The 14,582-nt window shown below is 63.6% G+C and carries 14 protein-coding genes; 2 read left to right on the forward strand and 12 right to left on the reverse strand.

The features are described 5' to 3' along the window. The first annotated feature begins 104 nt into the window (after positions 1–104). Entirely contained in the window at positions 105–1,274 is a 1,170-nt protein-coding gene (locus tag IVA75_RS28690; RefSeq protein WP_247282537.1) for an AI-2E family transporter, read from the forward strand. Between the two features lie 90 nt (positions 1,275–1,364). On the opposite strand, the gene IVA75_RS28695 is transcribed toward IVA75_RS28690, so the two are convergent. From IVA75_RS28695 to IVA75_RS28745, 11 genes are all read right to left on the reverse strand, one after another. Next, a complete protein-coding gene (locus IVA75_RS28695; protein WP_247282538.1) occupies positions 1,365–2,537 on the reverse strand; it encodes an acetyl-CoA C-acyltransferase in 1,173 nt (390 codons plus the stop codon). A 153-nt stretch (positions 2,538–2,690) separates the two neighbouring features. After that, entirely contained in the window at positions 2,691–4,280 is a 1,590-nt protein-coding gene (gene serA / locus IVA75_RS28700; protein ID WP_027565337.1) for a phosphoglycerate dehydrogenase, read from the reverse strand. A 133-nt stretch (positions 4,281–4,413) separates the two neighbouring features. Beyond that, positions 4,414–5,586 (reverse strand): phosphoserine transaminase, encoded by a 1,173-nt coding sequence (locus tag IVA75_RS28705; protein ID WP_106940732.1) that lies wholly within the window; start codon positions 5,584–5,586, stop codon positions 4,414–4,416. Positions 5,587–5,665: 79 nt separating this feature from the next. Then, positions 5,666–5,857, reverse strand: a complete 192-nt coding sequence (locus IVA75_RS28710) for a hypothetical protein (protein WP_245286332.1) — start codon at positions 5,855–5,857, stop codon at positions 5,666–5,668. Positions 5,858–6,030: 173 nt separating this feature from the next. Beyond that, positions 6,031–6,495, reverse strand: coding sequence for a GNAT family N-acetyltransferase (locus IVA75_RS28715; protein WP_247282539.1), 465 nt, complete (start codon positions 6,493–6,495; stop codon positions 6,031–6,033). Between the two features lie 25 nt (positions 6,496–6,520). Further along, positions 6,521–7,111, reverse strand: coding sequence for a glutathione S-transferase family protein (locus tag IVA75_RS28720; protein ID WP_247282540.1), 591 nt, complete (start codon positions 7,109–7,111; stop codon positions 6,521–6,523). Positions 7,112–7,186: 75 nt separating this feature from the next. Then, complete coding sequence (locus tag IVA75_RS28725; RefSeq protein WP_247282541.1) at positions 7,187–8,014, reverse strand: outer membrane beta-barrel protein; 828 nt, start codon at positions 8,012–8,014, stop codon at positions 7,187–7,189. A gap of 167 nt (positions 8,015–8,181) precedes the next feature. After that, the gene (locus IVA75_RS28730) at positions 8,182–9,009 is read right to left on the reverse strand and encodes an outer membrane beta-barrel protein (RefSeq protein WP_027565342.1); all 828 of its coding nucleotides are present in this window, start codon (positions 9,007–9,009) and stop codon (positions 8,182–8,184) included. Between the two features lie 234 nt (positions 9,010–9,243). Continuing rightward, entirely contained in the window at positions 9,244–10,491 is a 1,248-nt protein-coding gene (locus IVA75_RS28735; protein ID WP_247282542.1) for an MFS transporter, read from the reverse strand. A gap of 236 nt (positions 10,492–10,727) precedes the next feature. After that, positions 10,728–12,071 (reverse strand): phosphoglucosamine mutase, encoded by a 1,344-nt coding sequence (gene glmM, locus IVA75_RS28740; RefSeq protein WP_027565344.1) that lies wholly within the window; start codon positions 12,069–12,071, stop codon positions 10,728–10,730. Positions 12,072–12,292: 221 nt separating this feature from the next. After that, positions 12,293–12,460, reverse strand: a complete 168-nt coding sequence (locus IVA75_RS28745) for a hypothetical protein (protein WP_007596725.1) — start codon at positions 12,458–12,460, stop codon at positions 12,293–12,295. Positions 12,461–12,605: 145 nt separating this feature from the next. On the opposite strand from IVA75_RS28745, the gene IVA75_RS28750 reads away from it, so the two are divergent. Further along, positions 12,606–13,742 carry an alpha-hydroxy acid oxidase gene (locus IVA75_RS28750; protein WP_027565345.1) on the forward strand — a complete coding sequence of 379 codons (1,137 nt, stop codon included), beginning with the start codon at positions 12,606–12,608 and terminating at the stop codon, positions 13,740–13,742. A 210-nt stretch (positions 13,743–13,952) separates the two neighbouring features. Here the strand turns inward: IVA75_RS28750 and IVA75_RS28755 are convergent, their stop codons facing one another. After that, positions 13,953–14,576 carry a hypothetical protein gene (locus IVA75_RS28755; protein ID WP_027565346.1) on the reverse strand — a complete coding sequence of 208 codons (624 nt, stop codon included), beginning with the start codon at positions 14,574–14,576 and terminating at the stop codon, positions 13,953–13,955. Positions 14,577–14,582 lie beyond the last annotated feature (6 nt).

Consider the following 14,582-nt stretch of genomic DNA (forward strand, 5'->3'; position numbering starts at 1 on the left):
TCCCGGGCGGAACTGAAGCCCCTTGTTGCGGCTTGAAGCCGGGACCCAGCGTTTCTCCTGCTGATCAGTTCGACACTGCAGCTCCCGCACCCCAGTGATATCAAATGGCCGAACGAGCGAAATCCGTGGCACCGAAGCAGCGTTCGCCCAAGCGGAGCGACGCCGTGCGGAGCGAAGGCGGCCCGAACACGACCGAGCGAAAGCCGCTGCCCACGGGTGCGGGCGCACGCATGAACGCACGGGTCGTGCTTGCCCTCGCGCTCGTCGCACTGGCGTTGTGGACGGCGGCGGGATTTCTCCCCGCATTGATCTGGGCCGCGATTCTCGCAACCAGCCTGTGGCCGCTCTACACCAAGTTTGCGGCACGCGTGAGCTCCGGCCGGTCCAGCCTGGCCCCGCTGGTCTTCACGCTCGTCGTCGCCCTCATCCTGTTTACGCCGATGTCGCTTGCCGTCTATCAGATCGCGCAACAAGGCGATCTGCTCGTGGGCTGGATGAAACAGGCCGGAGAGAGCGGGATCGAAGTGCCCGATTGGCTCGCGCGGCTTCCGATCGCCGCAGGGAGCATGGAGCAGTGGTGGCGCAGCAATCTTTCCGATCCCAAAGCCGCGACCGCATGGCTGAAAAGCGTCAATGCAGACAACGCATCGGAACTGTTTCGAACGTTCGGCGGACAGCTGCTTCACCGCCTGTTTCTTCTGTTCTTTTCGCTGGTGGCCTTGTTCGTCCTGCTGCGCAACGGCCGGTCGATCTCGGGCCGCGTGCTGGAAACCTGCGATCGACTTTTCGGTGAGGCGGGAGAGGGTCTCGCGGAGCAAATGGTCGATGCGATCCGCGGCACGGTGAACGGCACGGTGCTGGTCGCCGCGGGCGAGGGATTATTGATCGGCGTGGCCTATTTCGTCGCGGGCGTGCCGCATGCCATCGTATTCACGATCTTGACCACGGCCTTCGCCATGCTTCCGTTCGGCGCCTGGCTGGCCTTCACCGCCGCGGCGCTGGTCCTGATCTCCGGCGGAGGCAGCGGCTTCGCAGCCGCGGGCGTCTTCTTCTGGGGCGCGATCATCATGTTGGCCGGCGATCATTTCGTATGGCCGACCCTGGTCGGCGACTCGGCGCGGCTACCGTTTCTGTTCGCGTTCGTCGGGATCTTTGGAGGCCTGGCTGCCTTCGGCCTCCTGGGCTTGTTTTTAGGCCCGGTGATCATGTCAGCCTTGCTGGTGGTCTGGCGGGAATGGGTGTTCCGACCTGTCGCAACCGAGAAGAACGGTTGAGTTGCCGCGGGCGAATCCCCAAGCACGCCAGAAAGCAAAAGGCACGGCGTTTGCGGCGCCGTGCCCTTCGCATTCAATGAGGCGATCGCCTCAGCCGTAGATCTCGAACAGTCCCGCGCCGCCCTGGCCGCCGCCGATGCACATCGTCACGACGCCCCACTTGGCCTTGCGGCGCTTGCCTTCCTGGAGGATGTGGCCGGTGAGGCGCGCGCCGGTCATGCCAAAGGGATGGCCGATCGCGATCGAGCCGCCGTTGACGTTGTACTTGGCGGGATCGATGCCGAGCTTGTCGCGCGAATAGAGGCACTGGCTGGCGAAGGCTTCGTTGAGCTCCCACAGATCGATGTCGTCGATCTTCAGGCCGTGACGCTTCAACAGCTTCGGCACGGCAAAGATCGGGCCGATGCCCATCTCGTCCGGCTCGCACCCCGCGGCCGCCCAGGCGACGAAGCGGCCCATGGGATTGAGGCCGCGCTTCTCCGCGTCCTTGGCTTCCATCAGCACCACGGCCGCGGCACCGTCCGACAGCTGGCTGGCGTTGCCCGCCGTAACGAACTTGCCGGGACCCCTGACGGGCTCGAGCTTGGCGAGACCTTCCAGCGTGGTCTCGGGCCGGTTGCACTCGTCGCGGTCGACGACGTAGTCGACGATCGACTCGGCCTTGGTCGCCTTGTCGACCACTTTCATCTTGGTCTTCATCGGGACGATTTCGTCCTTGAACTTGCCCGCCTGCTGCGCGGCGGCCATGCGGCGCTGCGACTCCAGCGAATATTCGTCCTGATATTCACGGCTGAGATTGTAGCGCTCTGCGACGATATCGGCGGTGTCGATCATCGCCATGAAGATCGCCGGCGCCGTCTTGAGCAGCTCGGGATCGATCGATTCCTTCGGGGTGCCGCCGCCCGGCATCGAGATGCTCTCGACCCCGCCTGCGACGATGCAGTCGGAACCGTCCGAGCGGATCGAGTTGGCGGCCATCGCAATGGTCTGGAGACCGGACGAGCAGAACCGGTTCACCGAGACGCCCCCGGTCGATTTCGGCATTCCCGCCAGCAGCGCGGCCTGGCGGCCGATGTTCGGCGCGCCATGGGCGCAATTGCCGAGATAGCAATCCTCGACATAGTCCTTCTCGACGCCGGCGCGGTCGACCGCGTGGTGAATGGCGTGGGCCGCGAGCGACATCGGCGGGGTGATGTTGAACCCGCCGCGGCCGGACTTCGCGAGGCCCGTGCGTGCATAGGAAACGATGACGGCTTCACGCATTGTTTTCTCCCTTTTCGAACGATTTTGAACGGAGCGTCGGTCGACGTCTTCTCGGCGCCATTGGTACACAAAGTGCAGCGGTCGCGGGAGAAATAAAAACGCCGCCCTCGCGAGAGGGCGGCGTTGTTCCGCGGGTCGGAATATGTCGGCGTGTCAGAACGTCAGCGCCTTGACCTGCTTGACCTGCGGCAGGGCCTGCACCTTGGCGAGCAGATCGGCCGGCACCGCCCCGTCGACCTCGATCAGCGCGATGGCATCGGAGCCCGGCGCGACGCGGCCGAGATGGAAGGTCGCGATGTTGATCTTGGCATCGCCGAGCAGGCTCGCGAACTTGCCGATGAAGCCCGGCTTGTCCTCGTTGGTCACGTAGATCATCGACTTGCCAAATTCAGCGTCGACGCGGATCCCCTTGATGTCGACCAGGCGCGGCTTGCCGTCGGCATAGACCGTGCCGGAGACTGACCGCTCCTGCCGCTCGGTGGTGACGGTGACGGTGATCAGGCTTTCATAGTCGCTCTGGGCAGCGCGCACGATCTCGTCCACCACCATGCCGCGCTCCTTGGCGACGACGGGCGCGGAGACGACGTTGACCTCGCCCAGCATCGGCCGCAGCAGGCCGGACAGCACGGCGGAGGTGATCGCCTTGATCTTCATCTCGGCGACGTGGCCCTCATAGGTGATCTCGACCTTGAGAATGCCGCTCTCGGTGAGCTGTCCCGCGAACGAGCCGAGCTTTTCGGCCAGCGCGATGAACGGCTTCAGCTTCGGCGCCTCTTCCGCCGTGATCGAGGGGAAGTTGACGGCATTCGAGATCGCGCCGGTGAGCAGGTAATCCGACATCTGCTCGGCGACCTGAAGCGCGACGTTCTCCTGCGCTTCGGTGGTGGACGCGCCGAGATGCGGCGTGCAGATCACGTTGGGATGGCCGAACAGCACGTTCGCAGTGGCGGGCTCCTCGACAAAGACGTCGAAGGCGGCGCCTGCGATGTGCTTGGAATTCAAGGCGTCGACCACGGCCTGCTCGTCGACGAGGCCGCCGCGGGCGCAGTTGATCAGGCGCACGCCCTTCTTCATCTTGGCGATCGCGGCTGCGTCGATGATGTTCTTGGTCTTCTCGGTCAGCGGCGTATGCAGCGTGATGAAGTCGGCGCGCTTGAAGAGGTCGTCGAGCTCGACCTTCTCGACGCCGATGTCCCTGGCGCGCTCCGGCGACAGGAACGGATCGAACGCGATCACCTTCATGCGCAGGCCGAGCGCGCGGTCGGCGACGATCGAGCCGATGTTGCCGCAGCCGACGACGCCGAGCACCTTGCCGGTGATCTCGACGCCCATGAAGCGGTTCTTCTCCCACTTGCCGGCCTGGGTCGAAGCGTCCGCCTGCGGAATCTCGCGCGCCAGCGCCAGCATCAGGGTGATGGCGTGCTCGGCGGTCGTGATCGAATTGCCGAACGGCGTGTTCATCACGATGATGCCCTTGGCCGTGGCGGCGGGAATCTCGACGTTGTCAACGCCGATGCCGGCGCGGCCGATCACCTTGAGATTGGTCGCCTTCTCGAGGATCTTCGCGGTCGCCTTGGTCGCCGAGCGGATCGCGAGGCCGTCGTAATTGCCGATGATCTCGGCGAGCTTGTCCTTGTCCTTGCCGAGATTGGGCTGAAAGTCGACCTCGACGCCGCGGTCCTTGAAGATCTGAACGGCGGCGGGAGAGAGCGCGTCGGAAATGAGAACTTTGGGTTTGGTCATGGGAATGATCCCTGATGGTCGATAAATCTGAGACCGTCATCCGCGGCTTGACCCGCAGAACCATTCTCTTCGATGGATGGCCGGGTCACGCCCGGCCATGACGAGATGAGATAACGCGACGAGCGAAGCCTGCTTAAGCCGCCTTGGCGAGCGTGGCCTTGGTCTCGGCGAAGGCCCAATCGATCCACTGGGTCAGCAGCGCGACATCGCTGGCCTCGACGGTGGCGCCGCACCAGATGCGCAGGCCGGCGGGCGCATCGCGGTAGTAGGCGAAGTCGTAGCCCGCGCCCTCCTTCTCGACCAGCGCCACCAGCTTCTTGGAGAAGTCGGCCTGCGCGTCCTCGGAGAGCGAGGTGATCGCGGGATCGGTGAACTTCAGGCACACCGAAGTGTTGGAGCGGATCGCGGCGTCCTTGGCGAGGAAGTCGATCCAGGGCGTCTTCGCCTTCCAGTCGGCGAGCACCTTGGTGTTGGCGTCGGCGCGCGCGATCAGCGCCTTGAGGCCACCGATCGACTTGGCCCAGTTCAGCGCGTCGAGATAATCCTCGACGCAAAGCATCGACGGCGTGTTGATGGTCTCGCCGACGAAAATGCCTTCGTTGATCTTGCCGCCCTTGGTCATGCGGAAAATCTTCGGCAGCGGCCAGGCCGGCTTGTAGGTTTCGAGCCGCTCCACGGCGCGGGGCGACAGGATCAGCATGCCGTGCGCGGCTTCGCCGCCGAGCGCCTTCTGCCAGGAGAAGGTGACGACGTCGAGCTTGGCCCAGTCGAGGGCTTGCGCGAACGCAGCCGAGGTGGCGTCGCAGATGGTCAGGCCTTCGCGAGTGGCGCTGATCCAGTCGGCGTTAGGCACGCGCACGCCTGAGGTGGTGCCGTTCCAGGTGAAGACGACGTCGGACTTCGGATCGACCTTGGAGAGGTCGGGGATCTCACCGTAAGCCGCGTTGAGCTTGGTGACGTCCTTGAGCTTCAATTCCTTGACGATGTCGCTGACCCAGCCCTCGCCGAAGGATTCCCAGGCGAGCGTGGTGACGGGCCGCGCCCCCAGCATCGACCACAGCGCCATCTCGACAGCGCCGGTATCGGAGGCCGGCACGATGCCGATGCGATAATCGGCGGGCACTTCGAGCACCTCGCGCGTCAAATCGATCGCGAGCTTGAGCTTGGTCTTGCCGACCTTCGCACGATGCGAACGGCCGAGCGCTGCGTCCTTGAGATTTTGGGCATTCCATCCGGGGCGCTTGGCGCAGGGGCCGGAAGAAAAATGCGGCACGTTCGGCCGCGAAGCGGGCTTCGCTACAGTCATCGTCTACCCTTCCAGATAGTAAGCCTCCCGTTGGGGGGAGATGTCCCGCCGCGGCAGATACGGGAATCGGGAAGACCAGTCAAGGAAGTTCCGGAGCCTCACGCGCGAGTGATGGCGCCTCCGGTGCGATTTTGGGGGATTCGACCACGGCCAGCGCGTTCAGCAAGTCCGTGGCATCGTTGATCAATTGCGCGGCGCGGCGGCGGCTGCCGACTTTCAAAATGCATTTGTCATTGGCCTGCACGACGTAGTCGTTGCCGACCTTGATCATCGAATAGCTTGTCATCGAAATCCCCGAACCGATCGAGCCCGGTTTCAGACGCTCGCGTAGCACCGTTCGTTCCTGGTTCCATGTGAACGTCGAACGGGTAGTTTATCAGCTCTTAACATGAACGTATGCGCGATCCGATTTCGCTGATCGCGCAAGGCTCATGGCGCGCTGCGTCAAAAGCGGACAGTCATGCCGACGTGACTCGCGGTGAACCCAAGCCGCTTGTAGAAGCGCTGCGCATCCGTTCGCGTCTGATGTGTGAGCAGTTCGACCAGATTGCAGCCGCGCGCTTTCGCTTCCGTCACCGCCCATTGCACCAATTGCTCGCCGATGCCGCGGCTGCGGCAATCGGAAGCAACGCGGACGTCTTCGAGCAGACCCCGCCGGCCGCCTTGCGAGCTGAGACCCGGAAGGATCGCGAGCTGCAGGCAGCCGACCACCCTGCCCTCGCTCTCCGCAACCACGAGCTGGATATTTTGATCGCGCTCGACCCGCGCGAATGCCTCGTAATAGGACGCAGGCAACGGGTCTTCCACGCGCTCGCGTGCGCGCCCGAGATGATCGTCGGCGAGCATCGTCACAATCGCAGCAACATCCTCGCGGCGCGCGGGACGAATGGAGACGGATTCGGCGTTCATGAAGTTACTCCTGCCTCAGCGCGCCTTAGCGCGCCTTGGGAAGCCCGAGAAAGGTCTCGGCTTCGCCGATCCAGCTGCGGATGGCGGCATAACGACCGAGATCGAAGCCGCCTTCATGCGCAACGCGGGTATAGGCGAGCAGTGACACCTCGGCGAGCGAGACCGCATCGCCGGCGAGGAAACGGCTGCCGGCGAGATGCTGCTCCATGCGGTCAAGCGCCGCATAGCCGCGCTTGACCTTTTCAGGATCGAGCTCGGAGGCGTCCTTGCCGAGATAGACGAGCTGGAAGCGGCACACCGCGATGTAGGGCTCGTGGCTGTATTGTTCCCAGAACAGCCATTCGTCCATCTTGGCGGCGGTGAAAGCATCGCGCGGAATGAGCACGCTGTCGCGCGCGAGATAGCGGATGATGGCATTGGATTGCGCCAGCGTGCGGCCGTCGTCGAAAGCGACGGTGGGCACCTGGCCGGCACCATTCATCTCGAGGAATTGCGCCGTGCGGCTTTCGCCCTTGCGAGTGTCGATCTCGATCCACTGGTAGGGCAGCGCGAGCTTGTCGCAGACCCACTTCACCTTCAGACAATTGCCGGAATTGGTATCGCCGTAGATCCGCATCGCTGCCCCCCGCGCATTCGGCGACAGAGCATCAGGACGGAGGCGGCCTGTCAATCGGCGCCGCGCGCCGGCGCGTCAGAACTTGTAGCCGAGACCGGCGCGAACGGTGTTGATGCTGGTGTCGACCGCCGAGCTGAAGCGGATGTATTCGTATTCACCGCGGAAGAACAGGCCACCAACCAGATTGACGTCGACGCCAAGACCGGCGGTGTAGCCGTAGATCAAATGGTTATGCTGGGCATCCGTCGAGCTCAGCAGCGCGAGTGGAGTATAGGTGCCGAGTTGGGTCGCGCTGATGCGGTCCTGCGCACTGACCGTGCGGATGATGTCGGCATTCCCAAGTGCGAGACCCGCGAACATGTAGGGCAGAAAGCATCCCCAGGCGTAAGCTGCGCGGCCGCGGAATGTCGCCATGTCGCTGATGTTGATCGATGACGTGGAGGTCGCCGTGACGTCGTGAAAATTGCCGTCGGACAGGGCGACGGGGCTCACGCGCCGCTCCGACGCTGACGCCGTTCCACCAAACTTGCCGTGCAGGTAGCTGAATTCAAGGCCGAGTACGACATCGTCCCACTGGCCATTGTAGCCGACGAAAGCGCCGTAGCCGCTGGTACGCTGCGAAGCCTTGCCAAGTCCGAGGTTCCACTGCGATACACCCATCGAACTTTCGATCAAGGTATCGGCCAGCAACGCCGCCATCATGTTGCGGGTCGAGCCGTTGAAGTTCTCGTCCGACGAGCCATAGCCGCCCTGGGCGCCGATATAGCTGCCCTGCCAGTTGACGTTGGACTTGCTCAAACCGTCGGTGAAGCCACCGCGCAGGATGGGAAGATCGGAGAGATCGGCCGCATGCGCCGCAGAGACCGTCCCCAACATCGCCGCCGCCAACAAAAGCCTACGCATCGAACGCTCCATCGAACTCGAACTTTCAGCCGTGATCATGGCTCGTTAACCTTAACCAATGGTTGCGTCGCAGCCTTTCGTCGCCGCTCGCCATGAAAAATACGCAAAGCGAAACGGCGCGGGATGATCCCGCGCCGTTAAGAAGTCCTAACCGATGAGGCTGTCGATCAGCCCTTGGTGACGAGCGGCGGCATGTAGGCCGGCGGGCTGTTGAGATCCCAGCGCACGCCGAGCTTGACGTCGTGCGAGGTGAGCTCCTTGATCTTGATCGTTGACGGACCCGAGGCGCTGTTGTCGAACAAGCGATAGTTGCCGGGCGCCGCGTCGCCGAGGTTCATGTAGCTGTAGGCCAGTTCGACGGTGAACCCGGGATTGACCTTGTAGGCGAGACCGGCGTGGGCGGCCCAGGCGAGGTTCCACTTTCCGTTGTCGGCGAAGTAAGCGACGCTGTTGTTGAGCCCCGGGCTGTACGACACGCCGTCGTCGCGGAAGCCGCTGATCTTGTTGTAGGAGCCGCCGACACCGGCGCCGATGAACGGGGTGATGCACCACCAGGTGCCGAGATCGACATAGGCATTCGCCATGACGACCCACTCGGATTTGCTGCCGCTGTAATTGTTGACGCCGACGAAGCCGGGTCCAATGACGTTGTCGCTGCCGTGCAGATTGGCCCTGCCCCGGTACTGGCCGATCACGTCGCCACGGAACCAGTTGTTGAAGCGGTAGCCGACGCCGAGATCGAACAGCGTCGCCGAGTCGAAGCCGAGTCCCTCCGTCGTCTTCGTAAACCCAGGCGCTACGGCGCCCTCGATGCTCTTGGCGCGCTGGTTGGTCATGCCGACGTCGCCGCGCAGATACCAGCCGCCGAAGTCGGCGGGCGGTGCCGGGGGCGCGTACATCGGAGGGGGCGCCGCGATCGGCATATCGGCGGCGAACGCCATCGAGGAGATCAGGGTTGCCGCACCCGCGGCAAGGAGAGACTTAACGCTACGCATTGGCTTCGTCCTTTTGGCCGGTGAGGCAATACGGCGCCTCACGTTCTGGAAACTCACGGCCCGGACGATGCCAGCAAATGTTTAAGCGCCACTTAACCCTAATTTTTAAGGTTGATTTTTTCTAACCGCATACGCGCATGCGGCGCAAGCGTTGCAAAAATGCAGCGCAAATGCGACGCCGTCGCCGCATGTCCTAACGATGTATGAAGCCGCGCTGCAGCAAGACAGGATATGTTAACGCGCGTGCCGCGGTAGCTTGGGCAGGAACACCGCAAGCAGGCCGATCGCCGGCAGATAGGCGCAGACCTGGTAGACGAATTCGATCGAGGTGTGGTCGGCGAGCTTGCCGAGCACGGCGGCGCCCAAGCCGCCGATGCCGAACGCGACACCGAAGAACACGCCGGAGATCATACCGAAGCGATGCGGGACCAACTCCTGCGCGAACACGATGATCGACGACGTCGTCGAGGAGATGATCAGGCCGATGATCACGGACAGCACCGCGCTCGCATAGAGCCCGGCATAGGGCAGCGCCAGCGTGAACGGCAGCGCCCCCAGGATCGAGATCCAGATCACGATCTTGCGGCCGAAGCGATCGCCCAGGGGACCACCGAGAAAAGCCCCGACCGCATTCGCCGCGAGGAAAATGAAGAGATACATCTGCGCGGCTTGCGTCGACACGCCGAACCGGTCGATCAGATAGAAAATGTAGTAGCTCGACAGGCTCGAGACGTAGAGCTGTTTCGAGAACAGCAGCGCGACCAGCACGAGGAGCGCAACGACGACGCGACGCGAGCTCGGCGCGTCGGGATGGGCTTGAGCCACCGCGGTCTTCTTCGCCTTGATCTGCGGTTCGTACCAGCGGCCGATGCGCCAGAGGATGAGGATCGCGAGGAAGGCGATCGAGGAGAACCAGGCGATGCTGCCCTGCCCGAACGGCACGACGATGAGCGCGGCCAGCACCGGTCCCATCGAGGTGCCAAAACTGCCGCCGAGCTGGAATACCGATTGCGCAAAACCGTAGCGGCCGCCGGAGGCCAGCCGCGCGATGCGCGCCGACTCCGGATGAAACACCGCCGAGCCGAGACCGACCAGCGCGGCGGCGACGAGGATGACGAGATATTCGTGGGCGGCACTGAGCAGCAACAGACCGAAGAAGGTCGAGGCCATGCCGATCGACAGCGAATAAGGCTGCGCCTTCTTGTCGGTGTAGTGGCCGACCACCGGCTGGAGCAGCGAGGCCGTGAACTGGAAGGCCAGCGTGATCATGCCGATCTGCGCGAAGTCGAGCGCGTAGGTGTCCTTCAGGATCGGATACACCGAGGCGATCAGCGACTGCATGGTGTCGTTGAGGAAGTGCGAGAAGCTGATGCCGGCCAGCACGACATAGGCCGGCCCTGCGGCCTTGGCTGCTTGTGCCACGTCGCTGACGATGACGGGTTCGGTCAGCGCTTCCTCTGAGACGACGACAGGCTTGTTCACTGGAGCATCCCGGCGGGCGCGGCAGATTGCCGCGACAAGCTCATTACGATGCGGGGAGTGGTGGAACCACCGCCAATCGCAAATGGCTGCGATGCATCTCTTACCTCTCCGCGAGTCCGGAATCGTAGGGTGGGCAAAGGCGCACTTGCGCCGTGCCCACCATCGACCGACAGCGCACAGAAGCGGTGGGCACGCTTCGCTTTGCCCAGCCTACGATACTGTGGTCGAGGAAGAGCTTACGCCGCGGCCTGCCCGAGCGCCGAGACGATGGTATCGACGACGTCCTCGACCAGGATGCGATCCTCGCCCTCGCCCATGACGCGGATCACCGGCTCGGTGCCGGAGGAGCGGATCAGCAGGCGGCCGTGGCCGTTGAGCCGCTGCTCGCCATCGGAAATCGCCGATTTGACATCGGAATTGTCGAGCGGCTTGCCGCCCTTGTGACGAACGTTCTTCAGGATCTGCGGCAGCGGATCGAAGCGGTGGCAAACTTCCGACACCGGGCGACGCAGCTTCTGCACCACGGCAAGCACCTGCAACGCGGCAACGAAGCCGTCGCCCGTGGTGGCGTAGTCGGACAGGATGATGTGGCCGGACTGCTCGCCGCCGAGATTGTAGCCGCCGTTCAGCATCTGCTCGAGCACGTAGCGATCGCCGACCGGCGTGCGCACGAGATCGAGGCCCTGCGCATTGAGGAAGCGCTCGAGCCCGAGGTTCGACATTACGGTGGCGACGATGCCCGATCGCGACAGCCGGCCGTCTTCCTTCCAGCTCTGCGCGATCACCGCGAGCAGCTGGTCGCCGTCGACGATGTGACCGCGCTCGTCGACCAGGATGACGCGATCGGCGTCACCGTCGAGCGCGATGCCGATGTCGGCGCGCATCTCGCGGACCTTCTTCGACAGCGCTTCCGGCGAGGTGGAGCCGCATTCCTTGTTGATGTTGAAGCCGTCGGGCTCGACCCCGATCGGAATCACGTCGGCGCCCAGCTCCCACAGCGCTTCCGGCACCACCTTGTAGGCGGCGCCATTGGCGCAATCGACCACGACGCGCAAGCCGTCGAGCGACAGATCGCGCGGCAGCGTGCGCTTGGCGAATTCGATGTAGCGGTCATGCACGCCGTCGATGCGGCGGGCGCGGCCGAGACTGGCGCTCTGGGCGAGACGCTTGTCGATGGGCTCGTCGAGCAGCTGCTCGATCTGCTTCTCGACGTCGTCGGAGAGCTTGAAGCCCTGCGGGCCGAACAACTTGATGCCGTTATCCTCGAACAGATTGTGCGAGGCGGAGATCATCACGCCGAGATCGGCGCGCATCGACTTGGTCAGCATCGCGACCGCCGGCGTCGGCATCGGGCCGACCAGCAGCACGTCCATGCCGACCGAGGTGAAGCCCGCCACCATGGCGTATTCGATCATGTAGCCGGACAGGCGGGTATCCTTGCCGATCACGACCCTGTGGCGGTGATCACCGCGCTGAAACGCCAGGCCTGCGGCCTGGCCGACCTTGAGCGCGAGCTCCGGCGTGATCAGTCCGTTGGCGCGGCCCCGGATCCCGTCCGTCCCGAAATATTTGCGGCTCATATCGTCCCCCACGCGACAACCAGGGATCCCCAATACAACCTGCGAGTGCCCTGGCGGGACCCGCATCCCTGATTTGCTGAGGTTCTTATAAAGCCATCGCGGCTAACTTGGCTTCAAAAAATATGATCAATCATTACGGAACCGGGCAGGCCCCGACGCTGATAACGTCTTGTTAACATTATATTTCCAGCGCGGTCGCCGGAACAGGGCGGAACCCGCGCCTAGTCCGAGCGCTTCACATGGCCGTCCCCGCGGCTCGGCGCCGGCTGGGTGACATTGACGGGATCGGAGCCCGGAAAGGTCTCTTCCAGACCTTCCTCCAGCGCTTCCTCGAGATCATGCTTCTCCTTGATCTCCTCCGGCGTCGGTCCGGTGTGCGGCCTGGTCATGGCGCCCTCCTCTCCACAAAGGATTTGCAAACGATTTGGCTGTGCATCCAACCATGCTAGATGACCCCTCGATCTTCCGATGCAAGACTCATCCGCTACTTCCGATGCAGACTCTTCCGATACAAGACGGGCCGGGGAAACGTTCATGAAGCACATCACCTGTATCGACGATCTTCGCACACTGCATCAGCGCCGCGTGCCGAAGGCGTTTTTCGATTATTGCGACCGCGGCTCCTACGCCGAGGAAACGCTGCGCGCCAACCGCGACGACATGCAGGCGATCAAGTTCCGCCAGCGTATCCTGGTCGACGTCTCCAAACGCGACACCGCCACCACGATCCTCGGCGAGCCCTCGACCATGCCGCTGATGCTCGCGCCGGTGGGCCTGCTCGGCATGCAGCATGGCGACGGCGAGATCCATGCCTGCCGCGCCGCGCAAGCCGCCGGTATCCCGTTCACGCAGTCGACGATGTCGATCTGCTCGATCGAGGACATCGCGGCCAGTGTCGAGAAGCCGTTCTGGTTCCAGCTCTACGTGATGAAGGACCGCGGCTTCATCAAGGAATTGATCCAGCGCGCGATCGCGGCGAAATGCTCCGCGCTGGTGCTGACCGTCGATCTCCAGGTGATCGGCCAGCGCCACCAGGACATCAAGAACGGCATGACAGTCCCGCCGGAATGGTCGCTCTCGAAGCTATTGGATTTCGCCAGCAAGCCCGCCTGGGTCTCCGGCGTGCTGCAAGGCAAGCGCCGCACCTTCGGTAACATCGCCGGCCATGTGAAGAACACCGGGGACCTCAATCGCCTCGCGGAGTGGACGGCCTCGCAATTCGATACGTCCCTGAACTGGAAGGACGTCGAGTGGGTCCGCAGCATCTGGCCGGGCAAGCTGATCATCAAGGGCATTCTGGACGTCGAGGACGCCGAGGAGGCAGCCAAGACCGGCGCGCAGGCGCTCGTCGTCTCGAACCACGGCGGCCGTCAGCTCGACGGCGCGCCGTCATCGATCGAGGTGCTGCCCGAGATCGCCGAGGCGGTCGGTGACAGGATGGAGATCATGTTCGACGGCGGCATTCGTTCCGGCCAGGACGTGATGCGCGCGCTCGCGCTCGGCGCAAAGTCCTGCATGATCGGCCGCGCCTACGCCTATGGCCTCGGCGCCGGCGGCCAGGCGGGCGTCGCCAAGGCGATCGACATCATCCAGAAGGAGTTGCTCACCACCATGGGCCTGTGCGGCGTCAACAGGATCGACGAGATCGACGAACATATCATTGCGATGTGAACCGCAGCGATGTGGCAAAAAGCAACCGCTTCAAACTCAGCCGTCGTCCCGGCGAAGGCCGGGACCCATAGCCACAGCGAGTAGTTTGGCGAAGATTGGTAGTTATTCAACCTTCGCGCGGTACTGAGACCTGCGCCCAACGATAGATCACGCGGTATGGGTCCCGGCCTCAGCCGGGACGACACTGAAGATGCCGCCGCAGCAGCACCCTTACATCGGCGGCGTCACTCCGTCGCGGCCGACGTTGACCCGGTTGGCTTCCAGCGAACCATCGTCCTTCTTCACCGCACCGAAAATGATCAGCTTGGCGCCGGGCTTGAGCTCGGATTTGTCGCTGGCCACGAAGGTGACGATCGGCGTGTCCGGGGGCACCACGACTTTCTTCTCGCCGTCCTTGTACTTGACCGTGATGTTCTGGCCGTCGGTGCCCTTCACCGTCTGCGCCACGGTGGCGTTGGTCATGGTCGAGTTGGCGCGCGCATCCCAGGGACGAAAACCTTCGGCCGCGCCGCGCTGGTTTTCAGGGAAGATGTGCACCGCGATCGCCTTCTGGGTGCCGTCGGGCTCGGGCATTCCGGTGACGCCGATATAGGAACCGTCCTTGATCTCCGACAACGACGTCTTCACCACCGCGAAGACCGCGACGTTGTCGGTCATGCGCACCTTCACGTCGCTGCCTTCGCGGGTCTTGATGCCGAGCGTGTTGCCGTCGACGCTCTCGATGGTGCCGCGGATGCGGACCGTCGGCGTCTGCTGCGCCAGGGCGGATGACGTGACGATGCAGGCGGCGAATGCAGCCACGCCAACGCGTGATATCCAGCTTCTCTTCGACATGTTGTT

This window comes from Bradyrhizobium sp. 134, assembly GCF_023074155.1.
Lineage (GTDB): Bacteria > Pseudomonadota > Alphaproteobacteria > Rhizobiales > Xanthobacteraceae > Bradyrhizobium.